The organism is Pseudomonas sp. TWI923 (genome assembly GCF_039673365.1).
Classification (GTDB): Bacteria; Pseudomonadota; Gammaproteobacteria; order Pseudomonadales; family Pseudomonadaceae; genus Aquipseudomonas; species Aquipseudomonas sichuanensis.
This window is the reverse complement of record NZ_JBDJLM010000084.1, coordinates 1-21,794: the sequence shown is the minus strand read 5'-3', so window position 1 is coordinate 21,794 and position 21,794 is coordinate 1. Positions and strand designations below refer to the sequence as shown.

At 63.7% G+C, this 21,794-nt stretch carries 21 protein-coding genes; 17 read left to right on the top strand and 4 right to left on the bottom strand.

The features are described from left to right. Window positions 1–251 precede the first annotated feature (251 nt). From ABE459_RS22520 to ABE459_RS22510, 3 genes are read left to right on the top strand one after another with little or no spacing between them, the layout of a single operon-like run. Window positions 252–911, top strand: a complete 660-nt coding sequence (locus ABE459_RS22520) for a paraquat-inducible protein A (protein WP_125462575.1) — start codon at window positions 252–254, stop codon at window positions 909–911. Further along, entirely contained in the window at window positions 898–1,521 is a 624-nt protein-coding gene (locus tag ABE459_RS22515) for a paraquat-inducible protein A (RefSeq protein WP_125462576.1), read from the top strand. The genes ABE459_RS22520 and ABE459_RS22515 overlap by 14 nt, the downstream gene beginning before the upstream one ends. Then, the gene (locus ABE459_RS22510) at window positions 1,514–3,814 is read left to right on the top strand and encodes an MlaD family protein (RefSeq protein ID WP_125462577.1); all 2,301 of its coding nucleotides are present in this window, start codon (window positions 1,514–1,516) and stop codon (window positions 3,812–3,814) included. The genes ABE459_RS22515 and ABE459_RS22510 overlap by 8 nt, the downstream gene beginning before the upstream one ends. A 245-nt stretch (window positions 3,815–4,059) precedes the next feature. Here the strand turns inward: ABE459_RS22510 and rpsT are convergent, their stop codons facing one another. Continuing rightward, complete coding sequence (gene rpsT / locus ABE459_RS22505; RefSeq protein ID WP_003247625.1) at window positions 4,060–4,338, bottom strand: 30S ribosomal protein S20; 279 nt, start codon at window positions 4,336–4,338, stop codon at window positions 4,060–4,062. A gap of 251 nt (window positions 4,339–4,589) precedes the next feature. Between rpsT and murJ the strand changes: the two genes are divergently transcribed. The 6 genes from murJ (at window position 4,590) to ispH (ending at window position 11,921) form a co-directional block, all read left to right on the top strand. Continuing rightward, window positions 4,590–6,128 (top strand): murein biosynthesis integral membrane protein MurJ, encoded by a 1,539-nt coding sequence (gene murJ / locus ABE459_RS22500; protein WP_323830665.1) that lies wholly within the window; start codon window positions 4,590–4,592, stop codon window positions 6,126–6,128. A gap of 117 nt (window positions 6,129–6,245) precedes the next feature. Further along, entirely contained in the window at window positions 6,246–7,196 is a 951-nt protein-coding gene (gene ribF / locus ABE459_RS22495; RefSeq protein WP_346648140.1) for a bifunctional riboflavin kinase/FAD synthetase, read from the top strand. Further along, entirely contained in the window at window positions 7,193–10,024 is a 2,832-nt protein-coding gene (gene ileS, locus ABE459_RS22490; protein ID WP_323830667.1) for an isoleucine--tRNA ligase, read from the top strand. The genes ribF and ileS overlap by 4 nt, the downstream gene beginning before the upstream one ends. Continuing rightward, window positions 10,017–10,529: a signal peptidase II gene (gene lspA, locus ABE459_RS22485; RefSeq protein WP_125462581.1), complete on the top strand. Its 513-nt coding sequence runs from the start codon at window positions 10,017–10,019 to the stop codon at window positions 10,527–10,529. Before ileS ends, lspA begins: the two co-directional genes overlap by 8 nt. Further along, window positions 10,522–10,959, top strand: a complete 438-nt coding sequence (locus tag ABE459_RS22480; RefSeq protein WP_110991776.1) for a peptidylprolyl isomerase — start codon at window positions 10,522–10,524, stop codon at window positions 10,957–10,959. Before lspA ends, ABE459_RS22480 begins: the two co-directional genes overlap by 8 nt. 14 nt (window positions 10,960–10,973) lie before the next feature. Beyond that, window positions 10,974–11,921 carry a 4-hydroxy-3-methylbut-2-enyl diphosphate reductase gene (gene ispH, locus ABE459_RS22475; protein ID WP_125462582.1) on the top strand — a complete coding sequence of 316 codons (948 nt, stop codon included), beginning with the start codon at window positions 10,974–10,976 and terminating at the stop codon, window positions 11,919–11,921. Here the strand turns inward: ispH and ABE459_RS22470 are convergent, their stop codons facing one another. Next, the gene (locus tag ABE459_RS22470; RefSeq protein WP_323830668.1) at window positions 11,922–12,401 is read right to left on the bottom strand and encodes a GspH/FimT family pseudopilin; all 480 of its coding nucleotides are present in this window, start codon (window positions 12,399–12,401) and stop codon (window positions 11,922–11,924) included. A gap of 109 nt (window positions 12,402–12,510) precedes the next feature. Here ABE459_RS22470 and ABE459_RS22465 point away from each other — a divergent pair, with 109 nt between their 5' ends. The 5 genes from ABE459_RS22465 to thiO are packed head-to-tail and all read left to right on the top strand — an operon-like array spanning window position 12,511 to window position 15,529. After that, the gene (locus ABE459_RS22465) at window positions 12,511–12,867 is read left to right on the top strand and encodes a prepilin-type N-terminal cleavage/methylation domain-containing protein (protein ID WP_323830669.1); all 357 of its coding nucleotides are present in this window, start codon (window positions 12,511–12,513) and stop codon (window positions 12,865–12,867) included. Further along, on the top strand, window positions 12,864–13,508 hold the full coding sequence (locus ABE459_RS22460; protein WP_323830670.1) for a prepilin-type N-terminal cleavage/methylation domain-containing protein: 645 nt from the start codon (window positions 12,864–12,866) through the stop codon (window positions 13,506–13,508). The genes ABE459_RS22465 and ABE459_RS22460 overlap by 4 nt, the downstream gene beginning before the upstream one ends. After that, window positions 13,508–13,978, top strand: coding sequence for a hypothetical protein (locus ABE459_RS22455; protein ID WP_323830671.1), 471 nt, complete (start codon window positions 13,508–13,510; stop codon window positions 13,976–13,978). Before ABE459_RS22460 ends, ABE459_RS22455 begins: the two co-directional genes overlap by 1 nt. A 1-nt stretch (window position 13,979) precedes the next feature. Beyond that, on the top strand, window positions 13,980–14,378 hold the full coding sequence (locus tag ABE459_RS22450; RefSeq protein WP_323830672.1) for a type IV pilin protein: 399 nt from the start codon (window positions 13,980–13,982) through the stop codon (window positions 14,376–14,378). Window positions 14,379–14,431: 53 nt separating this feature from the next. Further along, window positions 14,432–15,529 carry a glycine oxidase ThiO gene (thiO, locus tag ABE459_RS22445; RefSeq protein WP_323830673.1) on the top strand — a complete coding sequence of 366 codons (1,098 nt, stop codon included), beginning with the start codon at window positions 14,432–14,434 and terminating at the stop codon, window positions 15,527–15,529. A gap of 134 nt (window positions 15,530–15,663) precedes the next feature. On the opposite strand, the gene ABE459_RS22440 is transcribed toward thiO, so the two are convergent. Further along, on the bottom strand, window positions 15,664–15,894 hold the full coding sequence (locus tag ABE459_RS22440) for a PP0621 family protein (protein WP_110991768.1): 231 nt from the start codon (window positions 15,892–15,894) through the stop codon (window positions 15,664–15,666). A 94-nt stretch (window positions 15,895–15,988) separates the two neighbouring features. After that, complete coding sequence (locus ABE459_RS22435) at window positions 15,989–17,008, bottom strand: outer membrane protein assembly factor BamD (protein WP_110991767.1); 1,020 nt, start codon at window positions 17,006–17,008, stop codon at window positions 15,989–15,991. Between the two features lie 149 nt (window positions 17,009–17,157). On the opposite strand from ABE459_RS22435, the gene rluD reads away from it, so the two are divergent. The 3 genes from rluD (at window position 17,158) to clpB (ending at window position 21,684) form a co-directional block, all read left to right on the top strand. Further along, window positions 17,158–18,120: a 23S rRNA pseudouridine(1911/1915/1917) synthase RluD gene (gene rluD, locus ABE459_RS22430; protein ID WP_125462591.1), complete on the top strand. Its 963-nt coding sequence runs from the start codon at window positions 17,158–17,160 to the stop codon at window positions 18,118–18,120. Then, the gene (pgeF, locus tag ABE459_RS22425) at window positions 18,117–18,857 is read left to right on the top strand and encodes a peptidoglycan editing factor PgeF (protein WP_323830675.1); all 741 of its coding nucleotides are present in this window, start codon (window positions 18,117–18,119) and stop codon (window positions 18,855–18,857) included. The genes rluD and pgeF overlap by 4 nt, the downstream gene beginning before the upstream one ends. A 262-nt stretch (window positions 18,858–19,119) precedes the next feature. After that, on the top strand, window positions 19,120–21,684 hold the full coding sequence (gene clpB, locus ABE459_RS22420) for an ATP-dependent chaperone ClpB (RefSeq protein ID WP_125462593.1): 2,565 nt from the start codon (window positions 19,120–19,122) through the stop codon (window positions 21,682–21,684). Window positions 21,685–21,794: the final 110 nt, after the last annotated feature.

The following is a 21,794-nucleotide window of genomic DNA, read 5'->3' as shown; positions in this document are numbered from 1 at the left end:
CGATGCATCGCCGATGGTAGTGTGGGGTTTCCCCATGTGAGAGTAGGTCATCGTCAAGATTCATTTCGCAAAACCCCTATCTGCGCATGCAGGTAGGGGTTTTGTCTTTTCTGCTACAACGAAATCAGCTCTCCTGGGCAGTGAGCAGCGCCATCCGCAGGTGCTGGCATACAGTCCCTCACAATAGTCGTCTCCCACAATTCGAGTCAGAACACTAGAATAGAGCCGACGCATCCATTCAGAACCCTCTTATGCCCAACCCTGTCGATACGCAAGCGCTCGCACAGTTACCCCTGGACGAACTCGTAGCCTGCCACGAGTGCGACCTGCTGATGCGCAAGACGACGCTGCAAAACGACGAGAAAGCCCATTGCCCGCGCTGTGGCTACGAGCTTTATGCCCATCGGCATAACGTCGTTCCTCGCAGCCTGGCGCTGGTCCTTACCGCCTTGCTGCTCTATGTGCCTGCCAACTTCCTGCCGATCATGCAGCTGCATCTGCTTGGCCAAACCTCGGACGACACCGTCTGGAGCGGCGTGCTCGGCTTGTACAATTCCGAAATGCGCGGCGTCGCCGTGGTGGTGTTCCTGTGCAGCATGGCCATCCCGCTGCTCAAGTTGTTGTGTCAGTTGCTGGTGCTGTTGAGCATCCGTTTTGACGTCGGTCGCAGTTACGGTTTGCTGATCTATCGTATTTATCACCACTTGCGCGAGTGGGGCATGCTCGAGGTGTATTTCATGGGTGTGCTGGTTGCTATCGTCAAGCTGGTCGACCTGGCTGAACTGAGTATCGGCCTCGGCCTGTTCTGCTTCATCAGCCTGTTGCTGGTGCAGGTGTGGCTGGAAGTGGTGATGTCGCCGCACCAGATCTGGGTGGCCTTGTCCGGGGAGGATGTCCATGCGGGCGATTGATGCAGGCATTCTGGTCTGCGGTGAATGCCATGAGCTCAACCGCCGCGAAGCAGATACCACGTCACAGACGTGCACCCGTTGCGGGGCCATTGTCCATGAGCGACGCCCTAACAGCATCGTGCGCACCTGGGCGCTGCTGATCACTGCGATGGTGCTCTACATCCCTGCGAACGTCTTGCCGATCATGACGGTCAGCGCGTTAGGGCAGGGCAGCCCCGACACCATCATGTCGGGGGTTATTACCCTGCTCAAGCACGGCATGTTGCCGATCGCTGCCGTGGTGTTCATCGCCAGCATCCTGGTGCCCACTTTCAAGCTGGTGGGCATAGCCCTGCTGCTGTACTCGGTGCAGCGCCATCAGCCGCTGTCGGCGCGCCAACGCATTCTGATGTACCGCTTCATCGAGTTCATCGGGCGCTGGTCCATGCTGGATATCTTTGTCATTGCCATCCTGGTGGCGGTGGTGAATTTTGGCCGCATTGCCAGTGTCGAAGCCAACCTGGGCGCTGTCGCCTTCGCCAGTGTGGTGATCCTGACGATGCTCGCCGCCTTAACTTTCGATCCCCGACTGATCTGGGACAACACGGAGTCGGATGACGACCATGAGTGACTTGCCTACGGCTAAAACCCGCCCTGCTTCGAACTGGTCGGCCATCTGGATCCTGCCGCTGATCGCGCTGGCCATCGGTGGTTGGCTGGCTTGGCAGGCCTACCGTGACGCCGGTATCGAAATCCAGGTGCGCTTCGAAACCGGCGAGGGCATCGTCGCCAACAAGACCGAGGTCATATTCAAGGGCATGTCGATCGGCAAGGTGACGGGCCTGGTGCTGGATAACAAGGGCGACAATCGAGGCGTGATCGCCACCATCGAAATGAACAAGGCGGCCGGGCCACATTTGACCAAAGGCACGCGCTTCTGGCTGGTAAAGCCCAGCGTCAGCCTGGCTGGTATCTCCGGGCTTGAAACCCTTGTCTCAGGCAATTACATCGCCGTGGAGCCAGGAGAGGGCGAACCGACCAAGCGCTTTACCGCGCTCAAGGAAGCCCCGCCGTTGTCCGATGCCGAGCCCGGTTTGCACCTGACCCTCAAGGCCGAGCGCCTGGGTTCGCTCAACCGTGATAGCCCGGTGTTCTACAAGCAGATCCAGGTGGGCCGAGTGAAAAGCTATCGCCTGTCCGAGGATCAGGGCACTGTGGAGATCAAGGTCTTCATCGCGCCCGCGTATGCCAGCCTGGTGCGCAAGCACACGCGTTTCTGGAACGCCAGTGGCGTCAGCATCGATGCCGACCTGTCCGGCGTGAAGGTGCGCACCGAATCGCTTTCCAGCATCGTCGCCGGCGGTATTGCCTTCGCCACGCCAGAAAATCGCCAGGACAGCCCGCCCACGGATCCAAGCCTGCCGTTCCGGTTGTACGAGGATTTCGATGCCGCTCAGGCGGGTATCCGGGTGAAGGTCAAGCTGAGTGATTTCGAGGGGCTGCAGAAGGGCCGTACCCCGGTGCTGTACAAAGGCATCCAGGTAGGCTCGCTCAAGGACCTGAAGATCGAAGGTGACCTGTCCAGCGCAATGGCGGAATTGACCCTGGACCCGCTGGCAGAGGATTACCTGGTCGAAGGCACCCAGTTCTGGGTGGTCAAGCCTTCCATCTCGCTCGCGGGTATCACTGGCCTGGAAGCACTGGTAAAGGGTAACTACATCGCTGTTCGCCCGGGTGAGCCCGGCGCCAAGCCCTTGCGTGAGTTCGAGGCACGGCCCAAGGCGCCGCCGCTTGATCTCAAGGCGCCAGGCTTGCACATGGTGCTGTTCGCCGAAACCCTCGGCTCGCTGGAAGTGGGCAGCCCGGTGATGTACCGCCAGGTGCGCGTGGGCAGCGTGCAGAGCTATCAGTTCGCCCGCAACAGCAAACGCATCCTGATCGGCGTACACATCGAGAAGGAGTACGCCAATCTGGTCAACGGCTCCACGCGCTTCTGGAATGCCAGCGGTATCACCCTGACCGGCGGCCTCTCGGGGATTCAGGTCAAGAGTGAGTCGCTGCAGACCCTCATGGCCGGCGGTATCTCCTTCGACACACCCAAACCCGATGTACCGCTCAAACGGCGTATCCCGCGTTTCCGTCTGCATGAGAGCCAGGAGGCCGCCAACCGTGCCGGCACCCTGGTGACCATTCGCGTGGAGCGCGCCGATGGCCTGAAACCGGGTACCTCGATCCGCTTCCGCGGGCTGGACGTGGGCAGTGTCGAGAGTGTGGACCTGACCAGCGACCTGCAGGGCGTACTGCTCAGGGCGCGTATTACCCAGGCCGCAGATCGCATTGCGCGGGTAGGGACGCAGTTCTGGGTGGTCAAGCCGGCCCTGGGCCTGGTGCGCACCGAGAACCTCGATACCTTGGTGGGTGGGCAGTACCTGGAAGTGTTGCCGGCGCTCAAGGACAAAGGGCCGCAGCGTGATTTCATCGCTTTGGCCGATGCGCCGGAGGTGCAGGGCGAGGAGGTTGGCCTGCCGCTGACCCTGAGTGCGCCGCGGCGTGGTTCGATCAAGCCCGGGGTGCCAGTCACCTACCGTGAAGTCGCGGTGGGCAAGGTGGTCGGCTTCGAGCTGGGCCAGACTGCCGACCGGGTACTTATCCACATCCTCATCGAGCCGCGTTATGCAGGCCTGGTGCGCGGTGGCAGCCGCTTCTGGAACAGCAGTGGGTTCGGTTTCGACTGGGGGCTGTTCAAGGGCGCCACGGTGCGCACCGAGTCGGTGGAGACCCTGATTGAAGGTGGTATTGCCTTCGCCACGCCGGATGGCGAGCAGATGGGCAACCCGGCGCGGCCGCAGCAGACCTTCGCCCTGTTCGACAAGCCGGAAGATGCCTGGCTGCAGTGGGCGCCGAAGCTGCAGATCGGCAAGTGATGAAGGGCAGGGCCGTCATGCGGCCCTGCCCCTGTAGGAGCGGCCTTGTGTCGCGAAAGGGCTGCGCAGCAGCCCCAGCAATCTATGTGGCAACGCTGGGGCCGCTTTGCGGCCCTTTCGCGACACAAGGCCGCTCCGACAAGGACAGTTACTCCCACAGAATGAGTAATCTGCCAGCTTGGCCCAGCAAATCGCAGGCATAAAAAAACCGACCCTAGGGTCGGTTTTTTCGACAAGAACGTCGCTTAGGCAGCTGCAGCTTCTTTCAGCGCCTTGATGTGGCCATTCAGACGGCCTTTGTGGCGAGCAGCCTTGTTCTTGTGGATGATGCCCTTGTCGGCCATACGGTCGATTACAGGCACAGCCAGAACGTAAGCGGCTTGCGCTTTTTCAGCGTCTTTTGCGTCAATGGCTTTGACTACATTCTTGATGTAGGTGCGAACCATGGAACGCAGGCTGGCGTTGTGGCTGCGACGCTTCTCAGCCTGTTTTGCACGTTTCTTGGCGGAAGGTGTGTTGGCCACCGTCGAGCTCCTCGAAAGACTTTAGGTAAATAGCAAACAAAATAGGCCGCGAATCATGCCGACGAGTCGAACGGATGTCAAGGCCACCTGCAAGGTTCCGCCGAGTGGTGGGTCAACAGGCAGGAAAGATTCCTTTCTGCTACGCGACCTGTAAACTCGGGAATTTTTGGCTCCCCTGCGAAGGCGCGGGAGTATCGCACATTCGGATGCCAACTGGCAGCGTCCTCCGTCCTCTGGCGTGAATCTTTTCGATGAACCTGCTCAAATCCCTGGCTGCGGTCAGCTCCATCACCATGATTTCCCGGGTGCTCGGCTTCGTGCGCGACACCATCCTGGCGCGGATTTTCGGCGCTGGCGTGGCCACCGACGCCTTTTTCATCGCCTTCAAGCTGCCTAACCTGCTGCGGCGGATCTTTGCCGAAGGCGCGTTTTCGCAAGCCTTCGTGCCGATCCTGGCCGAGTACAAGACCCAACAGGGCGAGGAGGCCACCCGAACCTTCATTGCCTATGTCAGCGGCCTGCTTACCCTGGTTCTGGCGCTGGTGACAGTCCTCGGCATTCTTGCCGCGCCCTGGGTGGTCTGGGCCACGGCGCCAGGGTTTGTCGATAATGCCGAGAAATACGAGCTGACCACTTCGCTGCTGCGGGTGACCTTTCCTTATATATTGCTGATCTCGCTGTCCTCGTTGGCAGGCGCAATCCTCAATACCTGGAACCGCTTCAGCGTTCCGGCCTTCACCCCGACCCTGCTCAACGTGGCGATGATCGCCTTCGCCGTCCTGCTCACACCGTACTTTGACCCGCCAATCATGGCCCTGGGCTGGGGCGTGCTGGCCGGTGGCCTGGCGCAACTGCTGTACCAGCTGCCCGCGCTGAAGAAGATCGGCATGCTCGTGCTGCCGCGCCTGAACCTGCGCGACGCCGGCGTGTGGCGGGTGCTCAAGCAGATGCTGCCGGCCATCCTCGGGGTATCGGTGAGCCAGATCTCGCTGATCATCAACACCATTTTCGCCTCCTTCCTGGTGGCCGGCTCGGTGTCGTGGATGTACTACGCCGATCGGCTGATGGAGCTGCCTTCGGGGGTGTTGGGCGTGGCCCTGGGTACCATCCTGTTGCCGACCTTGGCCAAGACCTACGCCAACAAGGACCGTGAAGAGTACTCGCGGATTCTCGACTGGGGCCTGCGCTTGTGCTTCCTGCTGGTGTTGCCATGCACCCTGGCCCTGGCGATTCTTGCCGAACCGCTGACCGTGGCGCTGTTCCAGTACGGCAAGTTCACCGCCTTCGACGCGGCCATGACTCAGCGCGCCCTGATCGCCTATTCGGTGGGCCTGCTGGCGATCATCCTGGTCAAGGTGCTGGCTCCAGGCTTCTATGCCCAGCAGAATATCCGCACGCCGGTAAAGATCGCCGTGTTCACCCTGGTCTGCACCCAGTTGCTCAACCTGGCGCTGGTCGGCCCGCTGGCCCATGCCGGGTTGGCCCTGGCGATCAGCCTGGGGGCCTGCCTGAATGCCGGCCTGCTGTACTGGAAGCTGCGCAGCCAGCAGCTGTACACGCCGCAAGCCGGCTGGCTGCTGTTCCTGCTCAAGCTGCTGTTGGCGGTGGGGCTGATGTCGGGCGTGCTGCTGTTGGGCATGCACTACCTGCCGGCCTGGGCGCAGGGCGATATGCTGGCGCGTTTCCTGCGCCTGGGCGGCCTGATCGCGGCCGGTGTGGTTACTTACTTCGGTTGCCTGTACCTGTGTGGTTTCCGCCCACGGCATTTCGCCCGCAAAGCGCTGCACTGAGGCGCAAAAGGGTCAGGCGTCGGTTTTTCACATTCCACACACCCGGGTGGCGCTGCTGCCTGTCGTCAGCGCCCGGGTGTGGTTATAATCGGCCACTTTATGAGCAAGAAGCGCGTTATGCAGCTGGTTCGAGGTCTTCACAACCTGCGCCCCGAGCACCGGGGCTGTGTCGCCACCATTGGCAACTTCGACGGGGTCCACCGGGGTCACCAGGCGATCCTCGCGCGTCTGCGCGAGCGCGGCCAGGCACTCGGCATGCCCACCTGCGTGGTGATCTTCGAGCCGCAGCCGCGCGAATACTTCGCCCCCGACACCGCCCCGGCCCGCCTGGCGCGCCTGCGCGACAAGGTCGAGCTGCTGGCTGGCGAAGGTATCGACCGGGTGTTGTGCCTGGCCTTCAACCAGCGCCTGAGCAAGCTCAGCGCCGATGAGTTCGTCAAGGCGATCCTGGTCGATGGCCAGGGTGTGCGCCACCTCGAAGTGGGTGACGACTTCCGCTTCGGCTGCGACCGCGCCGGCGACTTCGATTTCCTGGTCGATGCAGGCGTGCGCTACGGCTTTACCGTCGAAGCCGCCAACACCGTGATCCAGGACGGCCTGCGGGTCAGCAGCACCGAAGTGCGCAAGGCCCTCAGCGAAGGCAACTTCGAACTGGCCGCGCACCTGCTTGGCCGCCCTTACCGCATTACCGGGCGTGTGCTGCACGGCCAGAAACTGGCCCGCCAGCTCGGCACGCCCACCGCCAACATCCAGCTCAAGCGCCGCCGCGTACCGCTGTCCGGGGTCTACCTGGCCAGCATCGAGATCGACGGCCAGCAATGGCCGGGTGTCGGCAATATCGGAGTACGCCCCACCGTCGCCGGTGACGGGCGTCCCCACCTGGAGATTCATCTTCTGGACTACGCCGGTGACCTCTACGGCCGGCGTCTGACGGTGGAGTTCCACCACAAGCTGCGTGAAGAGCAGCGTTTCGCCTCCCTGGAGGCGCTGAAGTCGGCGATCGACGCGGACATCGCCGCCGCACGTGCCCACTGGCACGCTCAACCGCTAACGAAGAGCCTGAAATGACCGACTACAAAGCCACGCTAAACCTTCCGGACACCGCCTTCCCGATGAAGGCCGGCCTGCCTCAGCGCGAACCGCAGATTCTGCAGCGCTGGGACAGCATTGGCCTGTACCAGAAGCTGCGCGAAATTGGCAAGGATCGTCCGAAGTTCGTCCTGCACGACGGCCCGCCCTATGCCAACGGCAAGATCCATATCGGTCATGCGCTGAACAAGATTCTCAAGGACATGATCGTCCGCTCGAAAACCCTGTCGGGCTTCGATGCGCCCTACGTGCCGGGCTGGGACTGCCACGGCCTGCCGATCGAGCACAAGGTCGAAGTCACCCACGGCAAGCACCTGACCGCCGACCGCACCCGCGAGCTGTGCCGCGAGTACGCCGCCGAGCAGATCGAAGGGCAGAAGACCGAGTTCATCCGCCTGGGCGTGCTGGGTGACTGGGACAACCCCTACAAGACCATGAACTTCGCCAACGAGGCCGGTGAAATCCGTGCCCTGGCCGAGATGGTCAAGCAAGGCTTCGTGTTCAAGGGCCTCAAGCCCGTGAACTGGTGCTTCGATTGCGCATCGGCCCTGGCCGAAGCCGAAGTCGAATACGCCGACAAGAAATCCCAGACCATCGACGTGGCCTTCCCGGTCGCCGACGACGCCAAGCTGGCCGCCGCCTTCGGCTTGGCCTCGCTGGCCAAGCCGGCGGCCATCGTGATCTGGACCACCACCCCGTGGACCATCCCGGCCAACCAGGCGCTGAACATCCACCCCGAGTTCAAGTACGCCCTGGTCGATACCGGCGAGCGCCTGCTGGTGCTGGCCGAAGAGCTGGTAGAGTCGTGCCTCAAGCGTTACAACCTGGAAGGCACTGTCATCGCCACCGCGCAAGGTTCGGCGCTGGAGCTGATCAACTTCCGTCACCCGTTCTACGACCGCCTGTCGCCGATCTACCTGGCCGACTACGTCGAGCTGGGCGCCGGTACCGGCGTGGTGCACTCGTCGCCTGCCTACGGTGAAGACGACTTCGTCACCTGCAAGCGCTACGGCATGGTCAACGACGACATCCTCACCCCGGTGCAAAGCAACGGCGTGTACGTCGAGTCGCTGCCGTTCTTCGGCGGCCAGTTCATCTGGAAGGCCAACCCGGCCATCGTCGACAAGCTGAGCGAAGTCGGTGCGCTGATGCACACCGAAACCATCAGCCACAGCTACATGCACTGCTGGCGCCACAAGACCCCGCTGATCTATCGCGCCACCGCGCAGTGGTTCGTCGGCATGGACAAGCAGCCATCCACTGGCGAGCCGCTGCGTGAGCGCGCGCTCAAGGCCATCGAAGACACCAAGTTCGTCCCGGCCTGGGGCCAGGCGCGCCTGCACTCGATGATCGCCAACCGCCCGGACTGGTGCATCTCGCGTCAGCGCAACTGGGGCGTACCTATCCCGTTCTTCCTCGACAAACAAACCGGCGAGCTGCACCCGCGCACCGTCGAACTGATGGAAGAAGTGGCCAAGCGCGTCGAGAAAGAAGGCATCGAAGCCTGGTTCAAGATGGACGCCGCCGAACTGCTCGGTGACGAAGCCGGCCAGTACGACAAGATCGCCGACACCCTCGACGTCTGGTTCGACTCCGGCACCACCCACTGGCATGTGCTGCGTGGCTCGCACGACATCGGCCATGCCACCGGCCCGCGCGCCGACCTGTACCTGGAAGGTTCCGACCAGCACCGCGGCTGGTTCCACTCCTCCTTGCTGACCGGCTGCGCCATCGACAACCACGCGCCGTACCGCGAGCTGCTGACCCACGGCTTCACCGTGGACGAGAGCGGCCGCAAGATGTCCAAGTCGCTGGGCAACACCATCGAGCCGGAAAAGGTCAACAACACCCTGGGTGCCGACATCCTGCGCCTGTGGGTTTCGGCCACCGACTACTCCGGTGAGATGGCGGTTTCCGAGCAGATCCTGCAGCGCAGCGCCGATGCCTATCGTCGTATCCGCAACACCGCGCGCTTCCTGCTTTCCAACCTGTCCGGCTTCGACCCGGCCCGCGACCTGCTGCCGGCCGAAGACATGCTGGCGCTGGACCGTTGGGCGGTGGACCGTACCCTGCTGCTGCAACGCGAGCTGGAAGAGCACTACGGCGAATACCGCTTCTGGAACGTCTACTCGAAGATCCACAACTTCTGCGTGCAGGAGCTGGGCGGCTTCTACCTCGACATCATCAAGGACCGCCAGTACACCACCGGCGCCAACAGTGTCGCCCGTCGTTCCTGCCAGACCGCGCTGTACCACATCAGCGAGGCGCTGGTGCGCTGGATCGCGCCGATCCTGGCCTTCACCGCCGACGAAATCTGGCAGTACCTGCCAGGTGAGCGTAACGAGTCGGTGATGCTCAACGGCTGGTACCAGGGCCTGAGCGAACTGCCGGCCGACGCCGAGCTGGACCGTGCTTACTGGGACCGCGTGATGGCAGTCAAGGCAGCCGTCAACAAGGAACTGGAGAACCAGCGCAGCGCCAAGGTCATCGGCGGCAACCTGCAAGCCGAAGTTACCCTCTTCGCCGAAGAGGGCCTGACTGCCGACCTGAACAAGCTCGGCGACGAGCTGCGCTTCGTGCTGATCACCTCCGCCGCCAGCGTGGTGCCGTTCGTCCAGGCCCCGGCCGATGCCGTGACAACCGAAGTCGAAGGCCTCAAGCTGAAGATCGTCAAGTCCGGCCATGCCAAGTGCGGTCGTTGCTGGCACTTCCGCGCCGACGTCGGCAGCCACCCGGAGCACCCGGAAATCTGCGGCCGTTGCGTCGACAACCTGAGCGGTGAAGGCGAGGTGCGCCACTATGCCTAACGCAGCTGGGCGCTTCGGGCGCCTTGCCTGGCTCTGGCTGAGCCTGGTGGTACTGGTCGTCGACCAGGCCACCAAGGTCTACTTCGAAGGGGCGTTGAGCCTGTACCAGCAGATCGTGGTCATCCCCGACTACTTCAGCTGGACCCTGGCGTACAACACCGGCGCGGCCTTCAGCTTCCTCGCCGACAGTTCCGGCTGGCAGCGCTGGTTGTTCGCCCTGATCGCCCTGGTGGTCAGTGCCGTGCTGGTGGTCTGGCTCAAGCGCCTGGGGCGCAACGAGACCTGGCTTGCCGTGGCCCTGGCCCTGGTGCTGGGTGGCGCGCTGGGCAACCTGTACGACCGCGTGGTGCTTGGCCATGTGGTCGACTTCATCCTGGTGCACTGGCGCAACACCCATTACTTCCCGGCCTTCAACGTGGCCGACAGCGCCATCACCGTGGGTGCGGTGATGCTGGCGCTGGATATGTTCAAGAGCAAGAAGTCCGAGGAGCCTGTCCATGACTGAGACACGTATTGGCCAGAACACCGAAGTGACCCTGCACTTCGCCCTGCACCTGGAAAACGGCGACACCGTCGACAGCACCTTCGACAAGGCCCCAGCCACCTTCAAGGTCGGCGACGGCAACCTGCTGCCAGGCTTCGAAAGCGCTCTGTTCGGTTTCAAGGCCGGTGACCAGCGCAAGCTGAGCATTGCCCCAGAGAACGCCTTCGGCCAGCACAACCCGCAGAACGTGCAGGTGATGCCGCGCTCGCAGTTCGAAGGCATGGAGCTGTCCGACGGGCTGCTGGTGATCTTCAACGATGCCGCCAACACCGAGCTGCCGGGTGTGGTCAAAGCGTTCGACGACAACCAGGTGACCATCGACTTCAACCATCCACTGGCTGGCAAGACCCTCAACTTCGAGGTGCAGATCCTCGACGTGAAGGCCCTGTGAGCCTGGAGCCGAGCATGCAAATCAAACTCGCCAACCCGCGCGGCTTCTGCGCGGGGGTCGACCGGGCGATCGAGATCGTCAACCGCGCCCTGGAAGTCTTCGGCCCGCCGATCTACGTGCGCCACGAAGTGGTGCACAACAAGTTCGTCGTCGAAGACCTGCGCAGCCGTGGCGCGATTTTCGTCGAAGAACTGGACCAGGTGCCGGACGACGTCATCGTCATCTTCAGCGCCCATGGTGTATCGCAAGCGGTGCGCCAGGAGGCCGCCGGCCGTGGCCTGAAAGTCTTCGACGCCACCTGCCCACTGGTGACCAAGGTGCACATCGAGGTTGCCAAGTACAGCCGCGACGGCCGTGAGTGCATCCTGATCGGCCACGCCGGGCACCCGGAAGTCGAAGGCACCATGGGGCAGTACGATGCCAGCAATGGCGGCGCCATCTACCTCGTCGAAGACGAGAAGGACGTCGCCGCGCTGCAGGTGCGCAACCCCGAGCACCTGGCCTTCGTCACCCAGACCACCCTGTCGATGGATGACACCAGCCGGGTCATCGACGCCCTGCGCGCACGCTTCCCGAGCATCGGTGGGCCGCGCAAGGACGACATCTGCTACGCCACCCAGAACCGCCAGGACGCCGTCAAGCAACTGGCCGACGAGTGCGACGTGGTGCTGGTGGTCGGCAGCCCCAACAGCTCCAACTCCAACCGCCTGCGTGAGCTGGCCGAGCGCATGAGCACCCCGGCCTACCTGATCGACGGTGCCGAGGACCTGCAGCGCAGCTGGTTCGACGGTGTCGAGCGGATCGGCATCACCGCCGGTGCTTCGGCCCCCGAAGTGTTGGTGCGTGGCGTGATCGAACAGCTCAAGGCCTGGGGCGCGACCGGCGCCGAAGAACTCGATGGCCGCGAGGAGAACATCACCTTCTCCATGCCCAAAGAGCTGCGGGTTCGCTCGCTGATCTGATCAGTCGCCTGCGCAGCGACGTTTTTCGTCGCTGAGCAGGCGCACTCTTCCACTGGGGCTCAGCACCACCCTCTGCTCGCTTCTCGCGCCACCCCGTCGGCAAAGGGTCAAGGTTATCCCCCCGAAGCCATCCCCCAGCGGCGCTCCCCGCCCGCTGAACCTGACCGCCCTACCTGAGCTCGCGACGATCCTGGCTGGCTTTGCCAGGCGATGTTCGCGCAGCAACAGGTCGTTGTGCTCCAGCAAAACGCGCCAGCCCTTTCCCCAGTCTTCCTCCATTGGCTGCACCACTACCGCCCGCTGACGTAGCAGCGCCTGGTTGCGCGCATCACGTAGCGCCTGTGCCAGCTCACGGGCTGTAGCGGCCTGATTCAGCTGTTCGCTGAGCTGGCCGTAGGCCGAAACCCCAATCTGTGTCAGAAGGCCTGCCACGGCCAGTGCAGACATCATTTGCAGCAGTGTTACACCCTGTTGCCTCACCGTGCATTTCCCCCTGGACGTGCTTCGCTGAAGCTTCGCCAACGGCTCATGTGAGTACCAGTCGGCGGCTTCAGGTAGCAGGCGAGGAAAGATCCCAGGAGGGGTGTCGATGTGGGGCAGGGAAGGCGGCATGACATTGTTGGAAGTGCTGGTGGCCATGACCGTGCTGGCGCTGGGCGTCTTCATGGCAGCAGCAATACAGGTTCGCGGCCTGCACGCCAGCGACAGCGCCTGGCGTGAAGGGCAGGCGTTGCAACTGCTGCAAGGCATGCTGGAGCGCGCCAGGGCGAGGGGGGCGCTGTCGGCGGTCGACACGACGGCGTGGCGAGCGCAGGTGGTGACCGTATTGGGCGGGCAGGCGCAGGCGCAAGCCAGCTTCGCGGCTGATTGGCTGATGCTTGAGGTGTCTTGGCCCATGGGCGGCCAGCGGCAGGTACTTGAACTGCAAGGCCGGTTACAACCATGAGGCGGCGGCCTGCAGGTTTCGGCCTGATCGAGGCACTGCTGGCGCTGGCACTTGGCTTGATGCTGCTGGCGGCGGCGAGTCAACTGTTCGGCTCGGCCTACCAGGCTTGGCGCCTGCAAGGGGCGACCGCCCGCCTTCAGGATGACGCCCGGCTGGTATTGCAACGCTTGGCCGAGGATATCCGCATGGCCGGCATGTTCGGTTGCCTGCGCCTGGATGCGGCTGACTTCAGGATTGCCGGCGCCGCCGAGGCGTTCGCCACGCCGATCACGATCGCACCCGGCAGCCTGACCTTGGTAGGCGCAGAGTTACCCGGGCTGGCAGGCCGGGCCGACTGGACAGTGCTCAGTGACTGCCGCAGCTGGGCCGAGGTGGTGGGCCACCGGCATGTCCCCGGCACTACGGTGCAGGCCTTGCCCATTCGCCGGCTGACCTACCGCTTGCACAAAGGTAGCCTCCAGCTCCTCACCAATTCCCAGAATGCCAATCTGATCGACAATGTGCGGGCGTTCGAAGTGAACCTGGTCGAAGTGGCGGAGGGGGAGCTGCTGGATATTCGCCTGACGCTGTTCGACCGCCAGCACCAGCTCGAGCACCGTCACCAGTTGAGCGTGGCGTTGCGCAACCCGAGGCAGGGTTGATGAAGCGGCAACAGGGTGTGGTGCTGTTGCTGGCCCTGAGCCTGAGCCTGCTGCTCGGCCTGTTGGCGGCCCAAGGGCTGCGCGAGGCACTGGTGCAGCAGCGGCTGCTGAGTGAGCAACTGGCGGGAGTACGCGCTTTCGAGCAGGCAGAGGCCAGCCTGATCGAGGGGGCGGCGTTGCTGTCGACGCACTTGCCCGAGCTGTGTTCGGCATGCCTGCCGCCGGGTCTTCCCGGCGACGAACCGGCCCCGCCATGGCAAGCCACCGACAGCGGCTACGTGTTTTTGCAGAACCTTGGCCAGAGTAGCCGGGCGGCTGGCATGCCGGTTGGCGAGCAGGTGACGCTGGTCCGGGTGACGGCCATCAGCCGCCAAGTGCACGGGCGTCGGGTACTTGAAGCTGTGCATGCGCTGGATGACGCGGCAGAGCTGCGGCGCATCAGCTGGCGCCAACGCCTGGAGGACGACTGACATGCAGCGTGGCCTGAGCCTTATCGAGTTGTTGATTGTCGTGGCACTGATCGGCATGCTGGCAGCCATTGCCTACCCCAGTTACAGCGAACAGCTACGGCGCGCCGCGCGCAGCGAAGTGGTCGGCCTGCTGCAGGATGCGGCCCTGCGCCTTGCGCGCCACCACGCCCGCGTCGGCAGCTACGCCGACAACGAACAGCTGGTGACGCCATTGCCCATGGGTAACCGCTACTACCGCCTACAGGCTCGCCGCGAGACTGACAGTTTCACGCTGCTGGCCGTGCGCCTGCCCGACGGGATCATGGCGCAAGACCGCTGTGGCGACTTCCAGCTCGACCAGGCAGGTGTGCGCAGCAATCCAGGTGCTGGCGACAATGTCGAGCTGTGCTGGGGAAGCTGAAGGTCAGAAGGTGCCATGGCACCGTGGAATTACTTCAGGTGTTGGATCGAACGATGAGCAAGCAAGTAGTGATTGTCGGCGGTGGCGTCATCGGCCTGCTGACGGCGTTCAACCTGGCGGCCGAGGTCGACCGGGTGGTGCTGTGCGACCAGGGCGAGGTCGGCCGCGAGTCGTCGTGGGCGGGGGGCGGTATCGTCTCGCCGCTGTACCCATGGCGCTACAGCACCGCAGTGACGGCGCTGGCGCACTGGTCGCAGGATTTTTATCCACAGCTGGGCGAGCGCCTGTTCGCCAGCACCGGCGTCGACCCTGAGGTGCACACCACCGGCCTGTACTGGCTGGACCTGGACGATGAAGCCGAGGCCCTGGCCTGGGCTGCGCGCGAACAGCGCCCGCTGAGTGCGGTGGATATCTCGGCGGCCTACGACGCCGTGCCGGTGCTGGGCCCAGGCTACCGCCACGCGATCTACATGGCCGGCGTGGCCAACGTGCGCAACCCGCGCCTGGTCAAGTCGCTCAAGGCCGCGCTGCTGGCGCTGCCCAACGTCACCCTGCGCGAGCACTGCCAAGTCACCGGTTTCGCCGAGGAAGGCGGGCGCATTGTCGGTGTACAGACCAACGACGGCGTGCTGGCCGCCGATGATGTGGTGCTCAGCGCCGGTGCCTGGAGCGGCGACCTGTTGCAGACCCTGGGCCTGGCATTGCCGGTGGAGCCGGTCAAAGGCCAGATGATCCTGTTCAAGTGCGCCGAAGATTTCTTGCCGAGCATGGTCCTGGCCAAGGGGCGCTACGCGATCCCGCGCCGCGACGGGCACATCCTGGTGGGCAGTACCCTGGAGCACGAAGGCTACGACAAAACCCCTACTGCCGAAGCACTGGCCAGCCTCAAGGCCTCGGCCATCGAGCTGTTGCCGGCATTGGCCGATGCCGAAGTCGTTGGACACTGGGCGGGGTTGCGTCCGGGCTCGCCGGAAGGCATCCCGTATATCGGTGCGGTGCCGGGGCATGAAGGGCTATGGCTGAACTGCGGCCATTATCGCAATGGCCTGGTGCTGGCGCCGGCGTCATGCCAGTTGTTCAGCGACCTGTTGCTGGGGCGTGAGCCGATCATCGACCCGGCGCCGTATGCGCCTGAAGGCCGTCTGGCCTGAAGTCGCCGGAGGAACGCGCTCTGTGGGAGCGGCTTTAGCCGCGAAGCAGGCACCGCGGTGCCTGGCACCAGCTTTGCTAGTGATCGCGGGTAAACCCGCTCCCACAGGGACATACCTGGACGGGATTCATGGGGTCAGCCCTGCCGGCCTGGCCCTTGCTGCAAATGCTGTTGGCTGCAATACCACTCCTTGCCCTGCTGCAACGCCCGGTCATTGGGCAGGTGCACGCCGCAGTGGGCGCAGCGCACCATCCTCAGCGGGTCGTCGAGGCGCGGCTCGGCGGGGGATTGCTGACTGGTCTTGAACTTGCGCCACAGCCAGAACGCGGCGGCGATCAGGGCGATCCAGAAAAGTAGGCGAACCATGGTGTCCAGCTTGTCGAGAGAAGAAGGCGACAGTCTAGGATGCGGCCAATAAAAAAGGGAGGCCTTGGGCCTCCCTTCTTTGTCACGCGCAGGATCAGTCGAACATGCCGAAGGTCATGTAGCTGAACCACGAGCGGTCTTTCTCGGCTTCTTTCGGGCCTTCCGGCAGGATCGGGTCGCCGTTTTCGTCCTTGGGCAGCAGGTCTTCCGGCATCTCGGAGCGGGCGTCCTGGAACTGGCGCACCACGTCCTGGTTGGCGCGGGTCTCGCCCGGTGGCAGCGGCGTTTCGGTCTCGATCAGGCCCAGGGTGGCCTTGGACAGCCAGGAGCGGTTGCCGTTTTCATCCTGGGTGGCGACGAACTGGCCATCGACCAGGCTCGGGTGGTTCGGGTAGTTGAGCTTGAGGGTTTCCAGGCTGGTAGCGGCCAGTTCGTCCAGGTGCATGTGCTGGTACGACTCGACCATCACCGCCAGGCCGTCGCCGACCGATGGGGTTTCCTGGAAGTTCTCGACCACGTAGCGACCACGGTTGGCGGCGGCCACGTAGGCCTCGCGGCTCAGGTAGTAGTTGGCCACGTGGATTTCGTAGCTGGCCAGCAGGTTGCGCAGGTAGATCATGCGCTGCTTGGCGTCTGGCGAGTAACGGCTGTTGGGGAAGCGGCTGGTCAGCTGGGCGAACTCGTTGTACGAGTCACGGGCGGCGCCTGGGTCACGCTTGGTCATGTCCAGCGGCAGGAAGCGAGCCAGCAGGCCACGGTCCTGGTCGAAGGAGGTCAGGCCTTTCAGGTAATAGGCGTAGTCGACGTTCGGGTGCTGCGGGTGCAGGCGGATGAAGCGCTCGGCGGCGGACTTGGCGGCCTCGGGCTCGGAGTTCTTGTAGTTGGCGTAGATCAGCTCGAGCTGCGCCTGGTCGGCGTAGCGGCCGAACGGATAGCGCGATTCCAGGGCCTTGAGCTTGTTCACGGCGCTGGTGTAGCTGGAGTTGTCCAGATCAGCCTGGGCCTGCTGGTACAGCTCGGCCTCGCTGAGGTTCTCGTCAATGACTTCCTTGTTCGAGGAACAGGCAGCGGTGAGCCCGAGGATGGCGATCAGCAGCAGGTGTTTCACTTGCATGGCGGCTTGCGTCCCTTTGACGGCCGCTGTCTTGGGCGGTGCCGTCCTGTTATGATGAGCGCCCCCGGCCAAACCCCGGGGCAAAAGAAGCCGTATTTAACCACAAGCACGCAGCCGAAACCAAAGGCTGTACGCCCGCCGAATTGAGCATGTCCGAGATCATTCAACTTAGCGCAGAGGTCCCGTCCGAACTGGGCGGCCAACGCCTCGACCAGGTCGCCGCCCAACTGTTCGCCGAGTACTCGCGCTCGCGCCTGACTTCGTGGATCAAGGATGGCCGCCTGACCGTCAATGACGCGGTGCTGCGGCCGCGCGACACCGTTCACAGTGGCGACATCCTGGCCCTCGAGGCCGAACAGGAAGCCCAGGGTGAATGGGTGGCCCAGGATATCGAGCTGGACATCGTCTATGAAGACGACCAGATCCTGGTGATCAACAAGCCTGCCGGGCTGGTGGTCCACCCGGCGGCCGGCCATGCCGATGGCACCTTGCTCAATGCCCTGCTGCACCATGTGCCGGACATCATCAATGTGCCGCGCGCAGGTATCGTGCATCGCCTGGACAAGGACACCACCGGCCTGATGGTGGTGGCCAAGACCCTGCAGGCGCAGACCAAGCTGGTCGAGCAGTTGCAGAGCCGCAGCGTCAGCCGCATCTATGAATGCATCGTGGTGGGCGTGGTGATTGCCGGCGGCAAGATCGACGCGCCGATCGGCCGTCACGGCGGCCTGCGCCAGCGCATGGCGGTCACCGACGGTGGCAAGCCGGCGGTCAGCCACTACCGGGTGCTCAAGCGCTTCCGTTCGCACACCCATGTGCGGGTCAAGCTGGAAACCGGCCGTACCCACCAGATCCGTGTGCACATGGCGCATGTCGGCTACCCGTTGGTCGGCGACCAGACTTACGGCGTGCGTTTCCGCATTCCACCGGCCGCCAGCGTGACCATGGTCGAGGCGGTGAAGAACTTCCCTCGTCAGGCCCTGCACGCACGCTTCCTGGCCCTGGATCACCCGACTACCGGTGAGCGCATGGAGTGGAAGTCCGAGCTGCCGGACGACTTCAAGTGGCTGCTGTCGCTGCTCGAACAGGACCGCGAGAGCTTCATCGGATGAGTGGCCTGACGCAGTCGCTGATCCTCCCCGACTGGCCGGCCCCGGCCTCGGTACGCGCCTGTGTCACCACCCGCGAGGGCGGCGTCAGCCTGCCGCCCTATGCCACCTTCAATCTTGGCGACCATGTGGGCGATGACCCGCTGGCCGTTGCCGAGAACCGTCGTCGCCTCAGTGATGAATTCGCCATCCAGCCCGCCTGGCTCAAGCAAGTGCATGGGCTGGTGGTGGCTGACGCCAACCCGGCGCTGGTCGCCGAGGCCGATGCCAGCTGGACTGACCAGCCCGGCATTGCCTGCACCGTGATGACCGCCGACTGCCTGCCCGCGCTGTTCTGCGACCGCTCCGGCACCCGTGTGGCCGCCGCCCATGCCGGCTGGCGCGGGCTGGCCGGTGGCGTGCTGGAAGCTACCCTGGACCGCCTGGCCGTGCCGCCTGAAGACGTGCTGGTATGGCTGGGGCCGGCTATTGGCCCGCAGGCATTCGAAGTGGGCCTGGAAGTGCGTGATGCGTTCACGGCCGTGCATCCCGAGGCGGCTGCAGCCTTTGTCGACGGCGAACGGCCGGGCAAGCTGATGGCCGACATCTATGCACTGGCGCGGATCCGCCTGGCTGCTCGCGGTGTGACGGCTGTTTATGGCGGTGGGTTCTGCACCGTTAGTGATTCGCGCTTTTTCTCCTACCGTCGCACCCCGCAAGGTGGGCGCTTTGCTTCGCTGGTGTGGCTACAGCCTCAATGACCCTGGGGGCGCTGTGCGCCCCTATCGCGACACAAGGCCGCTCCTACAGGGGATCGCGGTTGCCTGTAGGAGCGGCCTTGTGTCGCGATAGGGCTGCGCAGCAGCCCCGGCAATCTCAATCCATCACTCTCCCTGCTGACCTCGATCAACCCCGCTACGCTTGAATCTTCCAGAATCACCCCTATCTATTGGTCATCTCAGGCAGGTTCTTCATACAGGTGCTGTCCATCGCTCCGCCTGCCCTTTATAGGAAGGTATCCCCATGCGAATAGACCGACTGACCAGCAAGCTGCAACTCGCGTTATCCGATTCCCAATCCCTGGCCGTGGGCATGGACCACCCGGCCATCGAGCCCCTGCACCTGCTGCAGGCGCTTGTCGACCAGCAGGGCGGCTCGATCAAGCCGTTGCTGATGCAGGTGGGCTTCGACATCAACAGCCTGAAAAAGGCGTTGACCAAGGAGCTCGACCAGCTGCCGAAAATCCAGAACCCCACCGGCGACGTGAACATGTCCCAGGACCTGGCGCGCCTGCTCAACCAGGCCGATCGCCTGGCCCAGCAGAAGGGCGACCAGTTCATCTCCAGCGAACTGGTGTTGCTCGCCGCCATGGACGAGAACAGCAAGGTCGGCAAGTTGCTGCTCGGCCAGGGCGTGACCAAGAAGGCCCTGGAAAATGCCATCAACAACCTGCGCGGCGGCGCGGCGGTGAATGACGCCAATGCCGAAGAGTCGCGCCAGGCCCTGGACAAGTACACCGTCGACCTCACCAAGCGTGCCGAGGAAGGCAAGCTCGACCCGGTGATCGGCCGTGACGATGAAATCCGCCGCACCGTGCAGGTGCTGCAGCGCCGTACCAAGAACAACCCGGTGCTGATCGGCGAGCCCGGCGTGGGCAAGACCGCCATCGCCGAAGGCCTGGCCCAGCGCATCATCAACGGTGAAGTGCCCGATGGCCTCAAAGGCAAGCGCCTGCTGGCGCTGGACATGGGCGCGCTGATCGCTGGCGCCAAGTACCGCGGTGAATTCGAAGAGCGCCTCAAAGGCCTGCTCAACGAGCTGTCCAAGCAGGAAGGCCAGATCATCCTGTTCATCGACGAACTGCACACCATGGTCGGCGCCGGCAAGGGCGAGGGCGCCATGGACGCCGGCAACATGCTCAAGCCGGCCCTGGCCCGTGGCGAGCTGCACTGCGTAGGTGCCACCACGCTCAACGAGTACCGCCAGTTCATCGAGAAGGACGCCGCCCTCGAGCGCCGCTTCCAGAAGGTGCTGGTCGAAGAGCCGAGCGAGGAAGACACCATCGCCATCCTGCGCGGCCTGAAAGAGCGCTATGAAGTGCACCACAAGGTGGCCATCACCGATGGCGCGATCATCGCCGCGGCCAAGCTCAGCCACCGCTACATCACCGACCGTCAGCTGCCGGACAAGGCCATTGACCTGATCGACGAAGCCGCCAGCCGCATCCGCATGGAGATCGACTCCAAGCCGGAGGTGCTTGACCGCCTCGACCGCCGTCTGATCCAGCTGAAGGTGGAATCCCAGGCGCTGAAGAAAGAAGAAGACGAAGCGGCGAAGAAACGTCTGGAGAAACTGACCGAAGAAATCGAGCGGCTGGAGCGCGAGTACTCCGACCTCGAAGAAATCTGGGCCTCCGAGAAAGCCGAGGTGCAGGGTTCGGCGCAGATCCAGCAGAAGATCGAGCAATCCCGCCAGGAGCTCGAAGCCGCCCGCCGCAAAGGCGACCTCAGCCGCATGGCCGAGCTGCAGTACGGGGTCATCCCGGACCTGGAGCGCAGCCTGCAGATGGTCGACCAGCACGGCAAGAGCGAGAACCAGCTGCTGCGCAACAAGGTGACCGAGGAAGAGATTGCCGAAGTGGTCTCCAAGTGGACCGGCATCCCGGTGGCCAAGATGCTCGAAGGCGAGCGCGAGAAGCTGCTGAAGATGGAAGAGCTGCTGCACCAGCGGGTGATCGGCCAGCACGAAGCGGTCACCGCCGTGGCCAACGCCGTGCGCCGTTCCCGCGCCGGGCTGTCCGACCCGAACCGCCCCAGCGGCTCGTTCCTGTTCCTCGGCCCGACCGGCGTGGGCAAGACCGAGCTGTGCAAGGCCTTGGCCGAGTTCCTGTTCGACACCGAAGAGGCCATGGTGCGCATCGACATGTCCGAGTTCATGGAGAAACACTCCGTGGCGCGTCTGATCGGTGCCCCACCAGGGTATGTAGGTTATGAAGAGGGCGGTTACCTGACCGAGGCCGTGCGCCGCAAGCCGTACTCGGTGGTGCTGCTGGACGAGGTGGAGAAAGCTCACCCGGATGTGTTCAACGTGCTGCTGCAGGTGCTTGAAGACGGCCGTCTGACCGACAGCCATGGCCGTACTGTGGACTTCCGTAACACGGTGATCGTGATGACCTCCAACCTGGGCTCGGCGCAGATCCAGGAACTGGTGGGTGACCGCGAGGCGCAGCGTGCGGCGGTGATGGATGCGGTGGGCGCGCACTTCAGGCCCGAGTTCATCAACCGTATCGACGAAGTGGTGGTTTTCGAGCCACTGGGCCGCGAACAGATCGCCGGTATCACCGAGATCCAGCTGGGCCGCCTGCGCAGCCGCCTGCTGGAGCGCGAGCTGAGCCTGAGCCTCAGCCCAGAGGCCTTGGACAAGCTGATCGCGGTGGGTTACGACCCGGTGTATGGCGCACGGCCGCTCAAGCGTGCGATCCAGCGCTGGATCGAAAACCCACTGGCGCAGCTGATCCTCGGTGGGCAGTTCCTGCCAGGTGCGGCGATCACTGCCAAGGTGGAAGGCGACGAAATCGTCTTTGCCTGATCATTGTTGAACTGCAGAGCCCCGCGAAAGCGGGGCTTTTTTTTGTGCTTGGGTCGACCCCATCGCGGGGCAAGCCCGCTCCCACGCACAGTGTCCAGCCTTCGTGGGAG